Raw genomic sequence first — 16,593 nt, forward strand, 5'->3', positions numbered from 1 at the left:
CTTACACAAATTGTGATTTATTTTTGAAAGATTAGAAATGAAAAAATGAAAAATATTTTATTGTTTGGCGCCGGAAAATCAGCAACTTGTCTTATCGATTATTTATGTGCTGCCACCGAAGAAAATAATTGGCTGCTGGTGGTTTGCGATGCAGATTTGCAATTGGCTCAATCAAAAATTCAGAATTGCAACAACGCAAACGCTGTTTCAATTGATGTAAGCGATGAAGAAAAAAGAATTGAGTTGATAAAGGAAGCAGACATTGTAATTTCGATGCTGCCGCCGCATTTACATTTTTTGGTTGCCAACGATTGTCTCAATTTTTCAAAACATCTTTTAACTGCCTCCTATATTGATGAAAAAATAAAAAAACTCAATAAACAAATTGAAGCAAAAGGTTTGCTTTTTTTATGCGAGATGGGACTCGATCCGGGAATTGACCATATGAGCGCCATGAAGATATTTGACCAAATAAAAAAGCACGGTGGAAAAATTACTTCTTTTAAATCGCACTGCGGCGGGTTGGTTTCTCCGGAAAGTGACGATAATCCATGGCATTATAAAATAACATGGAACCCAGCAAATATTGTTATGGCAGGCTCTTCCGGTGCCATTTATAAAATGAATGGATCAACGGTTACTATTCCCTATCATAAAATATTTGACGACAATGAAGTAGTAGATGTTCCGGGACTTTTTCCGTTAGCATGGTATCCTAACCGTGATTCGCTTAGTTATATTGATACCTACGGACTGCAGCATGCAGATACTTTTATTCGAACCACTTTGAGACATGCTTCCTTTTGCCGTGGATGGAATATAATTGTGAATTCGGGCCTTACTGATTTAAATGATTATGAGGAAATAAAGAACTGCAAAACATATAATGAATGGTTCGTTAAAAAAAGCATTAAACGAAAGTCGTTAATTGCTGACGATGCAAACCACACTGAATTTGATGAACAGGCAAATTATCTTAGTTTAAGAAGTAACGACATAATTGAACCGCCAATAAAAAGCTCGGCTTCATTATTACAAAATATTTTGGAAAAAAAGCTTGCGATGCAACCTCATGATAAGGATATGATTGTAATGCTGCACGAAATAGATTATGAAATTGATAGGGAGAGGAAAGGCATAAAGAGTTGCTTAATTGTAAAGGGCGATGATCAACAACGAACTGCCATGGCGAAAACAGTTGGCTTACCGTTAGGAATAGCTGCTAAATTGATTTTACAGGACAAGATAAAATTAACCGGTTTGCATATTCCTGTTGCGCAGGAGATTTATGAACCGGTGCTTGCCGAGCTCGAACTGAATCAGATAAAGTTTAATGAAGAATTTGTTTAGCTCATTATTTCCGCGGCTGACAGTCAGGTGTCTGACAACTCATGCACAGCTTTTTTTCACCGGAAACTTCCCTTAGTGGCCTGACACCTTTGAAAAGAATTTTTCTTCAATATTAAAATCAATTGAAGGGAAATTTTTTTTATCGATTGGATTTTTTCAAGTTGTGCAGCCTGGAACTTTCTGTGAGCTTCGCTTTCTTTTTGAAATGGTTTATGATTCATTGCAGCCACTAACGATTTAATTTCTTTTAATAATTTTGATGCGTCATCATTAAGAAAAGCATCGCAAAATTTTTCAAAAACGAAAGCTGTCGCTGTTTCTGTTGGATGGACCAAATCATTCTTATAAAAACGGTAATCACGCAAAACATCAATTATTAATTCGTAAGCCGGAAAATAAAAAACATTTTTATAATTTTCTTTTACAGTATGTACTGCGTCTATGAGCCTCGCTTTGCTCCTGTTGTTTTCAATAACGCCATCTCTTACATGCCTAACAGGGCTAATGGTGAAAATAATCTTTAAGCCTGAATTATAAGAATGAAGTTTTGAAATAACATTTGATATATGTGAAGTGATTTCATCAATTGATAATAATTTCTTTTCAAAAAAATCCTGCGGAGCTTTATGGCAATTCGCAACAGGCTGTTGAGATTTTTTAAGCTGATAATTATAAGATGTTCCTAAAGTAATAATTAACCATGCAGCCTCTTTCAAAAACTGGTGTGCTTTAGATTGCGAATGATTTATCTGCTGCAAAACCTTTTCTTTACTCATTCCTGAAAAGACAGAATGATGTTTCCAGCTATGCCATAATTCATTCAATAAAAAGAGATCATTTTCATTGTACTTTTTATTTTCAATATAAGAGTCCAATGCAGAAGCAATACTTAACGGATCATACAAAATTCCATTAGGATTTTGCAACACATTAAATTTTAAGTCTATCATCATTTTCCCAATCTCTTCTGTAAAGCAGGAGCCAATAAAAAGAATCTTATCTGCATAAGAAATTTTTTGAGAAGAAGGTATAACCTGAAATGGTAAAAGCAATTCCATAATAAAATTTAATGCAAAGTATATCAAAAGCTTTTTGAATGTTAGCAATTAAGAACTAACTCCGGAATTTCAAATAAACTTTTGGAAAGTTAACCAAATATTTCGCCAGCCAATTTGATGCTCTCTTTCAGCGCATCTGCATCAATATCTTTACAGTAACCAAGTTCTTTAAAGTATTGTATCATTAATTCGGAATCCATATTTCCAACAAGTTTATCATCTGCCATAGGGCAACCGCCAATTCCTTTTAATGCGCCATCAAAACGTCTGCAACCTTGCTCTAAAGCAGCATGAATTTTTTGTTGCCAGTTTCTATTTGTTGAATGAAGATGAACACCTGTTTCAATTTGCGGAAATGCTGCAATAACTTTTTTTGTAACTGATGCAACCTGCAACGGTTCTGCGATACCGACTGTGTCTGCCAAAGAAATAATTTGAATTCCCTCTCCTATTAATTTATCAATCCATTCCAACACAATGTTTTCATTATAATCATCTTTATAAGGATTTCCAAATGCCATTGAAATATAAATTACCGGTTCCTTTTTATTTTTATCACAAATATTTTTTATCTCGTTTACATTTTGCAGCGATTGTTCAATAGTGCTGTTCGTATTTCTCATTTGAAATGTTGGAGAAATGGAAAATGGAAATCCCAAATAATTTATTAAATCGTATTGGGCAGCTTCTTCAGCGCCACGAACGTTTGCGATGATGGCTAATAATTTCGTTTTTGTATAGCTCATTGACAAATGGCTAATCACTTCCTTTGTATCTGCCATTTGAGGAATAGCTTTTGCAGAAACAAAGCTTCCGAAATCAATTGTGTCAAATCCAACTTTTAATAACTGGTTGATGTATTCGATTTTTTTTTGAGTAGGAATAAAATTCTTCCAGCCTTGCATCGCATCACGTGGGCATTCGATCAATTTTATGTGTGTTTCCTTTCCATCCATTAATACAAATTAAAAGAAATTATAGAAAGAGTGATCATAAAATTTAAGAAGGTTATAACTGTTAACCCATTTCCTCAACCATCTTTTGTATTCTAAATAAGAAGATAATTTTATAATCTATCAATGCAACACAGCAATTTTTCTTGCATCGATGTTCAACCTGATCCGGTTAAAAAATCTGCGTCGTTCTTTTTCTCCAACAACACTTATGAGCGTGGATTTATGTAATATATTTTGGAAGTGCCTGTAAGTATATTCAGCAAATGCAACGTCCTTGGTATTCATGTAATTTAAATGAGAGTGGGTAAGAAAAACGACCTTTCTTCCATTGAGAACGGGCAAGTAGGTATTGTCGCCAAGAATAAAATCGTTAATATATAAATTAAACGGAGCTCCCTCGCTCAAGCCTTTACCAGGTTGATTTATTTTGTAGCCGGCCTCTGCCTGCAATTCAACAAAATCTATTGATTTTTCAAGGCAATCATAAATCTTTAAAACATCATCTTCTGATGCAAATACGTTTGATTCTTTATAATATTCTATCTGCCTTAATGTTGTATTGATGTTCTCTACATTCCATATTTCTGTTGAAGGAATTTTATTGTAAGTAGCTAAAATTTTTTCACCTGTCTTCATTAAGCTTTCGGCCATTAGAGAAGGATTAAAAATTGTTTTGTTGTAATCGGGGTAACGCAGGATAGTTTTCATCCAAAAAAAATATTTGAAAGCCGCCAACTCGGGAAAATTATAATAATGATATACAGGAACATCTTTAGGTAATATCAGCAATTCTTTTTGTTCAAAGGAATTAATCATTTCATGTTGTAACAGAAAATCATGCAGATAAAATTCAAAATTAAAATTCTGCGGATCAGCCAGCTTTCCACTAAAAACTACCGATTCAGAATTAAGGTGCAATAATTGATCAAGAGAGATTTTAAATTTTATACAAAGTCTTTTTACTTCTTCTAGAGTGATTGGTTTTTCTCCGCGTATTCTTCTATAAGCACTGTCGTTACTTATGTCTAATTCTTCCGCTATTTCATCAACAAAAGAAATATGCGGAGGAAGCATTCCTTTGATGTGATTAAAAAATACCTGTTGTGCACCTGTAGAATCCATAAACAAGTTTTAGTAAATGTTAGAAGTGGCACAGAAAGGTTTAGTAAAAGTTGCAAAAAAAAATAAAAACTACAAGTTTTTATTAAAAAATGAAATGATAAATGAAATATCCCTCTATTGATAATAAAAATTCCAAAGGAGAAAACGCGGCATCATAAACCAATTAGCATTCGCCTTTTCATGATTGTAAGTTTGAAGATAAGTGTCCATATCAGAAAAACATTTTATCATTCAGTCGCGATACTACGAACGATCTTTCTTTACTGTGCATTTTGTATTGAGAGAATGATTGCAAATACAAAAAGAATTAATTAATTATACATACTTAAAACAGAAAAAATGAAAAGTATATCCTTTTGGGCCAAAAACCATATTTGGCAAAGCAGGCTTATGATTTTTATGATTTATGTTCTAATAAATGTAATTGGCTTATTTATTGGAAAATTACTAAATGATATAAATGTAACTCTCCCGGGATTATATTTTATTACGTGTGTTATTTTTACAGTAATTCTCTGGATAGGATATTCCGGCACAAATGTGAGCGCTGCAAGGCTTTTTACACGCTATTTCAGAAGGAAATTTTTCGACTTTGCATTGGGATTACTCACTTTTTCAATGATTATTTATGGTGGAAATAATTATAAAAACTTTTTCATTAATAACGAAGCCGTAAACGCTTTTAGCATTCACCATCTTTCAAAGGATTCAGCGATTTATTACAATCCACTGATTCAAAATTTTATTGCTTCCATAAAAAATATGGATGTAAGTAAGCTTAGCTTAAAAGAAAAAAAACGAATAATCAAACATCAGATAAAAACCATTAAACATGATAAAGACACTTCAGAAGGTAATAAGGCACTGCTGATAATTTTATCAGTTATCATAGCTCTTGTATTATTATATGGATTAGCAGCGTTATCATGCAGCCTTTCCTGCTCCGGGTCTGAAGCATTAGCTGTGATAGTAGCCATTGGCGGAACTTTCCTGATCGTATTTTTTCTTATACGAATAATTAAACGAATAACTAATCCACCATCTTCTGCAAGAAAATAACATAAATTTGAATTATTGTTAGTTGCAGGCGTTGCTATATTTCAATGAAGCTGTGTTTACATCCTCTGCTTCATTGCTTCATACAAAATCATCCCTGCAGCAACTGATACATTCAAAGATTCAAAATCTTTTTTCATGGGAATTTTAAAACCGTTATCACATGCTTTATATAACACAGGTTGAATCCCTTTGTCTTCGCTTCCCATAATAATTGCACAGGGCTCTTTAAAATCAATATCAAAAATATTCGTATCCGCTTTCATTTCACTGGCAAATACCTTTATGCCATTTAAATGCATTTCATCAATTGCGTTTATAAGGCTTTTAACCCTGCACACAGATATATTTTCAAGGGCGCCCGCAGAAGTGGTGATGGCATCCTCATTCAAGGCCCCCACTCCTTTTTCAGGAATAACAATTGCATGAACACCGCAACAGTAAGCGCTCCTGGCTATGGCTCCTATGTTTCTTATATCAGTAATTCCATCAAGCATTAACAGTAATGGAGTTTCACCATTTTCAACAATTAAGGAAATTACGTCCTGCAAATCCTGGTAATGAATTTTTGATTTAACTGCTATGCAACCCTGGTGGTTCTCTACGTTAAAATTCCTTATTTTTTCAAAAGGCACTTTATTAATGGGAACTCCATATTTTTCAGCAACCAATTTTAATTCTTCTGCCTCCGGCGAATGTATCGTTGATTGCAGGTATATCCTTTCTAATTGCTGACCGGAATTCAAAGCATCAATTATTGCTTTGATTCCTGCAATTAATAAATTTTTTTTAGGACGATGTTGTTGAACAAAAGGTTTATTATGTTGTCTCACTTTTCAAATTTACCTGATTAATTATCTGCAAACAAAAAGCCCTCAAATTTTGAGGGCTTCCTGGTAATTTGAATCAATTACTTTATGCCAAACGCTTTTTTTACTTTACCCACATAATCTAATTTTTCCCAGGTAAATAGTTCTACTTTAATTTTTTTAGGAGCACCGTTGGGTAGATTGAAAGTTTTTTCTACGATTTCATTTTTACGACCCATGTGTCCGTAAGAAGCTGTTTCCTGGTAAATAGGATTACGAAGCTTAAGTCTTTGTTCAATAAAATAAGGGCGCATATCAAATATGGACGCTAATTTATTTGCAATCTCTCCATCGGTCATTTTAACTTTAGAGGTGCCGTAAGTATTTACGTTTATGCTTGTGGGTTGGGCTACACCTATTGCATAAGAAACCTGTACCAGTACTTCATCACAAACGCCGGCTGCAACCAGGTTTTTTGCAATATGCCTTGTTGCATAAGCAGCGCTTCTGTCAACTTTGCTTGGGTCTTTTCCACTAAAGGCTCCGCCGCCATGAGCCCCTTTACCGCCATAAGTATCCACAATTATTTTTCTTCCTGTAAGCCCTGTATCTCCATGAGGCCCTCCTATTACAAACTTTCCCGTCGGGTTAATATGATATTTTATTTTATCGTTGAAGAAATGAGCATACTGCGGATATTTTTTCTTCATTCTTGGAATTAATATCTTCTTAATATCTTCTGATATTTTTTTCAGCATCTTGTCTTCGTCAGCAAAATCATCATGTTGGGTGGAAACCACAATTGCGTCTATGCGTTGTGGTTTATTATCATCGCCATATTCAAGGGTAACCTGGCTTTTAGCGTCGGGACGTAAGTATTTAATTTCTTTATTTTCTCTTCTTAGTGCAGCAAGTTCAATCAAGATACTATGAGCAATATCAAGAGCAAGCGGCATGTAATTTTCTGTTTCGCTCGTAGCATAGCCAAACATCATTCCCTGATCGCCGGCGCCTTGTTCTTCTTTCTTTTTCCGATCTACACCCTGGTTAATATCAGCAGACTGTTCATGAATGGCTGAAAAAATGCCGCATGAATTTGCCTCGAACATGTACTCACTTTTCGTATAGCCTATCCTTCGAATAACTTCTCTTGCAATTTCCTGTACGTCTAAATATGCCTTGGATTTTACTTCACCTGCAAGAACTACCTGGCCGGTTGTAACCAAGGTTTCGCAGGCAACCTTACTTTGAGGATCAAAGGCAAGAAAATTATCAATAAGTGCATCGCTTATTTGGTCAGCTACTTTATCAGGATGTCCTTCGCTCACTGATTCTGATGTAAATAGATAGGGCATATTTGTCTTTTTTAAGAGCCGCAAAATTATGGCTTAGCATTCATTGAACAAAATGCAATTTTAATTTGCATTTAAGAGCCGCAATATTTATAAAGTGGAATATATAATGTGTAACCTTATTCTCGTGCTGGTATTATTTGTTCCATTGAGCTTAACACCGCCATCAGCAATGTTATTTAGGGGGAAATTAAAAGGCGCTATAGCATTACCACAATCATCAACAATACTAATTGAATTGGTGATACTATAAGGTGAAGACAGGCGCAAGCTGGCATTCTTAGCTCCTTTGGTTACTATCGATTGAACATAACGGGAAATATTAAAAACATACTGGCTTACCTGGTGGCCGCTTCCGTCATTTATGATCTTTTTTGTTCCGCCAAAGTATGAAAAATTTGGTGAGCCGCTACTGGTTGTAAAATCGCATGGAATCGGTCTGTATCCTTTATTTATGGAAGTATCTTTCATTTCCAAATACAAATAATTTGGTGTCGTTAAATATGCATCAGATGGTAAACCCGAATAGACCTGGTCAACAATTAATTCGGCCCGGTGAATGGTCCTGTTGGATAAACCACTAAGACCCGGAATTTTTAATTCAGCATAACTGCCTGGTGACGTTTGAACATACAGGATGCTGTCGCCTGCTGCCGGATGCGTAAGGTTATTGGTAATTTCGGATGTTCCTCTTTCCCTTATTACAGAATTTGCTTCTCCGGAATAAACAGTGAAAGGGAAATCGATCCTGGTTGTGTCTTTTACACCATTTAAAGTAGATCTTAGATAAAAAGATAATCTTGTATCTGCATTGCCAAGATCAAAATAATTAATTGCATTGCCACCAAACATTTGATCAGCAATAAGCGCAAAGCCTTTAAAGAAAATCTTAAAGGTGGAATCTGATTTAAAGATTTCACTTGAATCGCTTATGAATGTATTTGCAAATGTATTGGAAAGCTTTATCCGCAACTGGTATTTTGAGTCCTCATTGCGGGCATGAATAGAATCTGTAAGTCTTGCAGGAATAAATGTTTGCTCACCAATTACATCGCTGCTGTTATAATTAAAAACATTGCAGGTGGTATAAGTGGTATCTCTGGAAAAGTTGTCGTTTAGTTTGTACACTAAAGCTTTTTGGGGAGTTAAAGTATCGCCATACGTGCTTGAATAATGTAATATTAAAACGGCCGAATCAAGTAACAGGCTGTCTTTACCGGCTGCTGGAAATGCGAAAGGGAAATATTGCGGCTTCATCTCAAAATACATGCCCGCCGTTGTTTTCCCAAAAAAAGGATCGTTGTTAATAAAGCCTAAAGCATGTAAATCCGTCCGGTATACTGAATCGCAAACAGCGGTATCGAAATTATTAGCTATAACGCTTAAGGTAGTATCAAAGGTGTGTATGTTATCAACCCGTGGTATAAGACTTCCTCCAAGATTTGTGGTGTCTATTTTAGTACAGTGCCAGGATAATACAATTAAAAGGATATAAATTGGGAAGGCAGTCTTAAATAGTCTGATAAACACGTAGAAAATTAATTTGAAATAAGGAAATAAATCGACGAAAAATTATTTGTCCGCAAGGTCGGCATACAATTGTAAATAGTCTGTTAAATCTGATTCAGCGTTATATTTCAAAACTTTTTTGCCTCTTACCTTGCTGAATTCTTCAACAAGTTTTTTATCAACTTTATCTGCACCAAAGGTTATCGCATCAGCAAAACTAGCGCCGCCCTTAAACATTGCTGTATTGTTGGCATCTTTAAAAGGCTCAAGATCTTTTTCCTTTATATTGGCGTTAATCACCGCAAGTTTTAAAAAATCTGATCCTATCTTTTCTTTAAAAGTATTCTGGCCTATTGTATAAATTATTTTACAATTGCTAAATACGGGTTCTTTTTTATAAGCAGTTTTTATGTACATGGGTATTAAACCTGTCATCCATCCGCTGCAATGAATAATATCCGGGGGCCATCCAAATTTCTTAACTGTTTCGAGTGCGCCTTTACAAAACAACACGGTTCTTAATGCATTATCGGTAAACCATTTCTCCTGGTCGTCGTGAAACAATGTTTTCCTCTTAAACAGATCTTCATTGTCGAGAAAATAAATCTGCAATCTTGCATTGGGTAAAGAAGCAACTTTAATAACAAGCGGAAAATCATCACCGTCTATTGATACATTAATTCCCGAAAGTCTCACCACTTCATGAAGCCGGTGCCGGCGTTCATTAATCATTCCAAAACGGGGCATTATACATCGCACTTCCATCCCGCTTTCATTCGACTTAACTGCAAGCCTGTTTACAATTTCAGCAAATTCAGTCATTTCCAAATAAGGCGACATTTCGTTTGCAATGAATAAAATTCTTTTCTTTGTTGACATTTGCGAATAGTTAAATTAGCTTTAACAGTTTTTTTAACAGGCGGCGAAGTTACAATAATTTTTTTGTTAACGTACGTTAAACTCAACGTTGGGCTATATTACAAAGCAACTATGATATTATTTAAACATTCCGAAGACTTAAGGGCGCATCTTACACGTGCAAAACAGCAAAATTTTTCCATTGGTTATGTACCTACCATGGGAGCCCTTCATAACGGTCATTTATCATTAATTTCTCAAAGCAAAAAGAAGACAGATATAACGGTCTGCAGCATTTTTGTTAACCGTGTTCAGTTCAACAATCTAGAAGATTTTAAAAAATATCCCTTAAGTATTGAAAACGATATTTTGTTACTGGAAGGAAGCGGATGTGATATTTTATTTATACCATCTGAACGGGAAATTTATCCAGATGCTGCCTCAAAAAATAAAAGATATGAACTTGGTTATCTTGAAGACATTTTAGAAGGAAAATTCCGGCCGGGGCATTTCCAGGGCGTCTGCCTTGTTGTTGAAAAATTTCTTAATTTAATTGAACCCGGCTATTTATTCCTTGGTCAGAAAGACTATCAGCAATGCCTCGTTATAAAAAAATTGGTTAAATTGATGGGAAAGAAAATTAAGGTTTTCATCTGCCCCATTCTTCGTGAAAAGAACGGCCTTGCTATGAGTAGCCGAAACCTGAGATTAAATGAAGAGGAAAAAAAACTGGCAGCTCAATTATATAAGTCCTTAACCTACATAAAAAATAACCTGCAGCATGAAAATTTTCCGCAGCTAAGAAATAAGGTCATTAAAAGCCTTGAAAAAAATGGATTCAAAGTTGATTATTTAGAGTTAGCTAAAAGTAAAAACCTTAAGATTGTTGAAAAGTATAACAAAGCTGATGACCTCATAATTTTAATAGCTGCCTTTTTAAATGATGTCAGGTTAATCGATAATATTTTAGTAAAAGACGTATGTTAATTCTCTTTGTTATCTTGTAACCTATTTATGCGGAAAAAAATTACTGCCATTCTACAATACCTTGTTTTTTTAGGTATAGGCATTTTCCTTACCTGGTGGCAATTCAGTAAGATGACAAACGTTGAGCGTGTACAATTTCGCGAATCCCTGCTGCATGCGAATTACATTGTAATTATTCCAATTGCAATTGTAGCGATTTTAAGCCATATAAGCAGGGCCATGCGCTGGAAGATTATGATTGAACCAATGGGCTACTACCCTTCTACATCCAATACCTTTTATTCCGTAATGTGTGGCTATTTTGCCAACACCTTTTTACCGCGTGCCGGTGAGATTTTACGTTGCACGTTATTGAGCCGCTATGAGAAAATACCGGTGAATAAATTAATAGGTACCATTTTAATAGAAAGGGTGTTCGATCTTTTCTGTTATTTTCTCATCATTATTTTTACCATCGCCGTTCAAATTAATACCGTAAAAGAATTTATAAAAAAGAGTTTCCAAAATATCACTCATAAAAATGTAAACTTTCCCTTTTGGGAATTGTTGATCGCGATTATTGTATTTGGTACATTGGTATTTTTTGTTACCAGATGGATCTTTAAAAAATATGGTGCTCACCGGCACATCATAAAATTAAAAGGCATTCACATTGGTTTAAAAGAAGGCTTCATGTCAATAATCCGGTTGAAAAAAAGAAGAGCTTTCATCCTTCATTCAATTTTTATATGGTCTATGTATTTGCTTGAAATATACATTGGATTCTCTGCGCTTAAGGCCACGTCAGGGCTTGGCATTGCTGCAGGACTTAGTGTTCTCTCTCTTGCAACACTTGCCATGATCGTTTCGCCTGGAGGTATTGGTGCTTTTCCTGTTGCGATACAACAGGTACTACTTATTTATTCAATTGATAATATTTCTTTCGGATGGCTTATTTGGGGAACAACCACAGCACTAATAATTGTTATCGGTTTAGTTAGTTTTGGTTTATTAATTTATACTAACAGAAATAAAAATGAAACAAAGCAATAAAATTTCCGAGAGAATTTTTTCGGCTGAACATTTGCAATCTCAAATAAAATGGTGGAGATTAATTAATAAAACAATTGCCTTCACCAACGGAGTATTCGATATCCTGCATGAAGGGCATATTAAAATTTTATCGCAGGCTGCTTCATTTGCAGATGTTTTGATTATAGGAGTAAACAGCGACGCCTCTGTAAAAAGATTAAAAGGAAATGAAAGACCTGTTAATAATCAGCAATCCCGGTCACTGATCCTTGCCTCCCTGATTATGACAGACGCCGTTATAGTTTTTGACGAGGACACGCCTTATAATCTAATTAAAAGTATAATGCCTGACGTGCTGGTAAAAGGCGGAGATTATACACACCAGACAGTTGTGGGTGCCGATGAAGTAATGGCCAATGGCGGCAGGGTAGAAATAATTCCATTAGAGGAAGGATTTTCAACAACGGGAATTATTGCAAAAATAAAATCGCTTTAGGCTAATAACCGTTATGGATAAACGCAGAATAATAGTGAGAGATATAAGCTGGCTTGCCTTTAATGCAAGAGTATTGCAGGAAGCAGGTGATGAAACAGTACCGCTGAAGGAAAGAATCCGTTTCCTGGGAATTTTTTCAAACAATCTGGATGAATTTTTCAGGGTAAGGGTTGCAACACTAAAACGGATGATAGAGCTTGGAAGCAAAGCCAACATGCACCTGGAAACAACACCTGAAAAAATTCTTGAAGAAATAAACGTCATTGTAACCAACCAGCAAAACCAGTTTAACCGCACCTGGACTAACATTTTGCAGGAGCTTAAAAAGCAGAAAATATTTTTAGTAACAGAAAAGCAGCTTAACCGGGAGCAACAAAAGTTCGTGCTCTCTTATTTTAATGACAGTGTTAGAAGTAACATTGTGCCTTTGATGATTGAAAACATTAATGTCTTTCCAACCCTAAATGATAAATCAATTTATCTGGCCTGTAAGCTTTCTGCCAAAGATGAAAGCATACCTCAACGGTTTGCCCTGGTTTCAGTGCCCTCAAGATTACCAAGGTTTATAATTCTTCCGTCAACAGCAGAAGGTAATTCTATTATTTTACTGGAAGATGTAATTCGGTTTTGTCTTCCAAATATTTTTGCTTATTTCGGATACGATACATTTTCATCGAACATAATAAAAGTAACAAGAGATGCAGAAATAGATATTGATAACGACGTATCGACTTCTTTCATTCAAAAAATACAAAAGGGTTTAAAGAACAGGAAGAAAGGAAAGCCTGTCCGGTTTATTTTCGATAAGGATATCGATAGTTTACTTTTAAATTATCTTATTAAAAGGCTGGGTTTAACCAATAAAGATAATATTCAATCAGGCGGCCGCATTCACAACTACAAAGATTTTATCAACTTTCCTGACCTTGTATTTGAAAAAAAGAATCAAAGGAAAAAGCCTTTCATTCATCCTTCGCTGCAAAATGCCAACAGCGTTACTAACGTGATTTTGGAAAAAGATGTACTCCTTAGTTTTCCTTATCATTCATTTGATCCGGTAATTGATCTTTTAATAGAAGCGGCCATAGCACCGGATGTGATGAGTATTAAATTAACCTGTTACCGGCTTGCACCACGTTCTACTATTATTAATGCACTTACTAACGCCGTGCGTAATGGTAAATCCGTTACTGTAGTTCTTGAATTAAGAGCCAGGTTCGATGAAGAAGCAAATCTTGAATGGAAGGAGCGCCTTGAAGAAGCGGGCGTAAAAGTTTTTTTAGGAGCGCCTAATTTGAAGGTGCATGCAAAACTCTGCCTCATAAAAAAGAGAATAAATAATCATACAATTCATTTTGGTTTTGTAAGTACGGGTAACCTTAATGAAAAAACGGCTACCATGTATGGCGATCATTGCCTGCTAACAAGCAACCGGCATATTATGGCTGATGTGAACCGTATGTTTAACTACCTGGAAAATCCTAAGAACGTGCAGGCGCTTAAGGCCTGTAAAAAATTAATTCCAAGTCCTGTGTCCCTGCGTAAACAACTACATTCGCTTATTGATAAAGAAATTAAAAGTGCACGCGAAGGAAAGCATGCTTCGATAATTTTAAAATTAAATTCTCTAAGTGACGAAGAACTGATATTAAAACTCTACGATGCAGCCAGGGCTGGCGTAAAAATAAAAATGATTATCCGGGGTATTTGTTGCATGCTCACTGAAAATAAAAAGTTTAAGAAAAAAATAAAAGCAATAAGTATAGTAGATGAATACCTGGAACATGCACGGGTAATGATATTTCATCACGATGGAAAAGAAAAAGTATTTATATCTTCCGCAGATTGGATGGTAAGAAATATCGATCACCGGGTGGAAGCCACCTGTCCTATCTATGATAAAGAAATACAGGAAGAACTGAAAGATATACTCAACATTCAGTTGAATGATAATGTTAAAGCAAGAATACTGGACAACGATCTTTCAAATATTTATGTAGAAAACGAACACCAAAAAAAGATCCGTTCTCAAATTGAAACATACAACTATCTCTTAAAGAAAAAACATACACCTGTTGAAACTGGCAGCAATTGATATTGGAAGTAATGCAGCAAGATTATTAATCTCTGAAGTAAGCGAAGACGAAAAAAATAAAACCACGTTCAATAAAGTATCTCTCACAAGGGTGCCTTTACGACTGGGGTTTGATGTTTTTGAAAACGGTAAAATTTCTGATTATAAGCGTGAGCTTTTATTGTACACCATGAAAGCATACATCAATTTGCTGAATGCTTACGAGGTGAAATACTTGAAAGCCTGCGCCACCTCTGCCATGCGGGAAGCAGCTAATAGTGCTGAAATAATTTCAATGGTAAAAAAGGAAACAGGAATTGAAATTGAAGTTATTTCAGGAAGCGATGAAGCTTCTTTTATTTATGAAAACCACGTTGCGGAAAATCTAGATAAAGAACATTCATATTTATATATTGATGTAGGTGGTGGTAGCACAGAGCTTACATTTTTCAGTAATAATAAACTCGTATTTAAAGATTCTTTCAACATCGGAACAATAAGACTTCTTAAAAATAAAGTAACTGACGAAGTATGGGATGAAATGAAAAATGACATCAAAGAAAAAACAAAAGGCCATAAGGCAGTTACTGCAATCGGCTCTGGTGGAAACATTAATAAAGTTTTTTCACTCAGCAAGCGTAAAGATTCAAAGCCGCTTCCGCTTGACTTGTTACGTGATTATTATAAAGAGCTCAGCAATGTTTCTTTGAATGACCGGATACATACGTACAATCTTCGCGACGACAGGGCCGATGTTATTGTACCTGCTCTACAGATATACGTTAATGTTATGAGGTGGGCCGGCGCTTCAGAAATCTATGTGCCGAAAATCGGTTTGGCTGATGGATTAGTTCAGCATTTATGGGAAGAAGTGAAAGGACGAGTGTGAGCATCTTTTCATTTCTTTTATACCTTATAATTGCTAAGTGATAACTAATAATTCATATTTATTATTTCCTGAATAAATCTTTTTACATTTACAAAGCGAACGCTCCAAGGATTTGTTTTATTCTAATGCAGAGCCATCTCCCACCTGTCGCTTTTTTCTAAAATTTATATTATGTCAGTTAATAGAGAAGTAAAAAAAATTACCACCAATACCTTGCTTAAAATGAAACAGGTTGGTGAAAAAATATCAATGATTACGGCGTATGATTTTTCATTCGCAAAAATTTTTGATGCGGCCGGTATCGATATAATTCTAGTTGGAGACAGTGCCAGTAATGTAATGGCCGGCCATGAAACTACTTTGCCTATTACATTAGATCAAATGATTTACCACGCATCTTCGGTTGTGCGTGGCTGTAGCCGTTCTTTAATTATTGTGGACCTTCCATTTGGAAGTTACCAGGGCAATAGTAAAGAGGCATTGAATTCAACCATAAGAATTATGAAAGAAACGGGAGCACATGCTATTAAACTGGAAGGTGGCGAAGAAATTCTGGAATCTGTAAAGCGTATTATTAGTGCAGGCGTGCCCGTTATGGGACATCTTGGCTTAACACCTCAGTCTATTTATAAATTTGGAACTTATACCGTAAGAGCAAGGGAAGAAGAGGAAGCAGAAAAACTCAAGAGAGATGCCTTGCTTTTACAGGAAGCCGGTTGCTTTGGAATTGTGCTTGAAAAAATTCCGGCATCGCTTGCAAAAGAAGTTTCCGCGCATCTTTCTATTCCAACAATAGGTATCGGCGCAGGAAATGATTGTGACGGGCAGGTGCTTGTAATGCACGATATGTTGGGCATTAATACTGAATTCAAACCACGTTTCTTAAGAACTTATTTAAACCTACACGAAGAAGTTACAGGTGCGGTTCAAAAATATATTGAGGATATAAAGTCCAAAGATTTCCCAAATGAAAATGAACAGTATTGATCTGTAATCGTCAATATTTAATCTGACAAGTTGGATTTTTTAAGGCATCTGCGATAAAAATAATTTGTCAAATTTATCA

The 16,593-nt window shown here is 35.4% G+C and carries 15 protein-coding genes; 8 read left to right on the forward strand and 7 right to left on the reverse strand.

Annotated elements, in window-relative coordinates:
- Nucleotides 1-45: 45 nt before the first annotated feature.
- Nucleotides 46-1,350 carry a saccharopine dehydrogenase C-terminal domain-containing protein gene (locus FW778_RS21870; RefSeq protein ID WP_150417030.1) on the forward strand — a complete coding sequence of 435 codons (1,305 nt, stop codon included), beginning with the start codon at nucleotides 46-48 and terminating at the stop codon, nucleotides 1,348-1,350.
- Between the two features lie 56 nt (nucleotides 1,351-1,406).
- On the opposite strand, the gene FW778_RS21875 is transcribed toward FW778_RS21870, so the two are convergent.
- The 3 genes from FW778_RS21875 to FW778_RS21885 all read right to left on the reverse strand — a co-directional run bounded on the left by FW778_RS21875 (nucleotide 1,407) and on the right by FW778_RS21885 (nucleotide 4,486).
- Nucleotides 1,407-2,408, reverse strand: a complete 1,002-nt coding sequence (locus FW778_RS21875) for a GSCFA domain-containing protein (protein WP_235906540.1) — start codon at nucleotides 2,406-2,408, stop codon at nucleotides 1,407-1,409.
- A gap of 89 nt (nucleotides 2,409-2,497) precedes the next feature.
- Nucleotides 2,498-3,364: a hydroxymethylglutaryl-CoA lyase gene (locus tag FW778_RS21880; RefSeq protein WP_150417031.1), complete on the reverse strand. Its 867-nt coding sequence runs from the start codon at nucleotides 3,362-3,364 to the stop codon at nucleotides 2,498-2,500.
- Nucleotides 3,365-3,484: 120 nt separating this feature from the next.
- The gene (locus FW778_RS21885) at nucleotides 3,485-4,486 is read right to left on the reverse strand and encodes a helix-turn-helix domain-containing protein (protein WP_150417032.1); all 1,002 of its coding nucleotides are present in this window, start codon (nucleotides 4,484-4,486) and stop codon (nucleotides 3,485-3,487) included.
- Between the two features lie 339 nt (nucleotides 4,487-4,825).
- Here FW778_RS21885 and FW778_RS21890 point away from each other — a divergent pair, with 339 nt between their 5' ends.
- The gene (locus FW778_RS21890) at nucleotides 4,826-5,545 is read left to right on the forward strand and encodes a hypothetical protein (protein ID WP_150417033.1); all 720 of its coding nucleotides are present in this window, start codon (nucleotides 4,826-4,828) and stop codon (nucleotides 5,543-5,545) included.
- 56 nt (nucleotides 5,546-5,601) lie between these two features.
- Here FW778_RS21890 and rlmB read toward each other — a convergent pair whose 3' ends face one another.
- From rlmB to FW778_RS21910, 4 genes are all read right to left on the reverse strand, one after another.
- Nucleotides 5,602-6,375 (reverse strand): 23S rRNA (guanosine(2251)-2'-O)-methyltransferase RlmB, encoded by a 774-nt coding sequence (gene rlmB / locus FW778_RS21895; protein WP_150417034.1) that lies wholly within the window; start codon nucleotides 6,373-6,375, stop codon nucleotides 5,602-5,604.
- Nucleotides 6,376-6,452: 77 nt separating this feature from the next.
- Complete coding sequence (gene metK, locus FW778_RS21900; RefSeq protein WP_150417035.1) at nucleotides 6,453-7,706, reverse strand: methionine adenosyltransferase; 1,254 nt, start codon at nucleotides 7,704-7,706, stop codon at nucleotides 6,453-6,455.
- Between the two features lie 87 nt (nucleotides 7,707-7,793).
- A complete protein-coding gene (locus FW778_RS21905) occupies nucleotides 7,794-9,233 on the reverse strand; it encodes a DUF4270 family protein (protein ID WP_202552429.1) in 1,440 nt (479 codons plus the stop codon).
- Nucleotides 9,234-9,275: 42 nt separating this feature from the next.
- Nucleotides 9,276-10,091, reverse strand: coding sequence for a glycogen/starch synthase (locus FW778_RS21910; protein ID WP_150417037.1), 816 nt, complete (start codon nucleotides 10,089-10,091; stop codon nucleotides 9,276-9,278).
- Nucleotides 10,092-10,202: 111 nt separating this feature from the next.
- Here FW778_RS21910 and panC point away from each other — a divergent pair, with 111 nt between their 5' ends.
- From panC to panB, 6 genes are all read left to right on the forward strand, one after another.
- On the forward strand, nucleotides 10,203-11,057 hold the full coding sequence (panC, locus tag FW778_RS21915; protein ID WP_150417038.1) for a pantoate--beta-alanine ligase: 855 nt from the start codon (nucleotides 10,203-10,205) through the stop codon (nucleotides 11,055-11,057).
- A 27-nt stretch (nucleotides 11,058-11,084) separates the two neighbouring features.
- A complete protein-coding gene (locus FW778_RS21920; RefSeq protein WP_150417039.1) occupies nucleotides 11,085-12,089 on the forward strand; it encodes a lysylphosphatidylglycerol synthase transmembrane domain-containing protein in 1,005 nt (334 codons plus the stop codon).
- Entirely contained in the window at nucleotides 12,073-12,564 is a 492-nt protein-coding gene (gene rfaE2 / locus FW778_RS21925; protein ID WP_150417040.1) for a D-glycero-beta-D-manno-heptose 1-phosphate adenylyltransferase, read from the forward strand. Before FW778_RS21920 ends, rfaE2 begins: the two co-directional genes overlap by 17 nt.
- Nucleotides 12,565-12,577: 13 nt before the next feature.
- Complete coding sequence (ppk1, locus tag FW778_RS21930; RefSeq protein WP_150417041.1) at nucleotides 12,578-14,659, forward strand: polyphosphate kinase 1; 2,082 nt, start codon at nucleotides 12,578-12,580, stop codon at nucleotides 14,657-14,659.
- Entirely contained in the window at nucleotides 14,640-15,527 is an 888-nt protein-coding gene (locus tag FW778_RS21935; RefSeq protein WP_150417042.1) for a Ppx/GppA phosphatase family protein, read from the forward strand. Before ppk1 ends, FW778_RS21935 begins: the two co-directional genes overlap by 20 nt.
- A 171-nt stretch (nucleotides 15,528-15,698) precedes the next feature.
- Nucleotides 15,699-16,514 carry a 3-methyl-2-oxobutanoate hydroxymethyltransferase gene (gene panB / locus FW778_RS21940; RefSeq protein ID WP_150417043.1) on the forward strand — a complete coding sequence of 272 codons (816 nt, stop codon included), beginning with the start codon at nucleotides 15,699-15,701 and terminating at the stop codon, nucleotides 16,512-16,514.
- Nucleotides 16,515-16,593 lie beyond the last annotated feature (79 nt).

The sequence above is a fragment of the Ginsengibacter hankyongi genome, from assembly GCF_008710285.1.
Taxonomy (GTDB): domain Bacteria; phylum Bacteroidota; class Bacteroidia; order Chitinophagales; family Chitinophagaceae; genus Ginsengibacter; species Ginsengibacter hankyongi.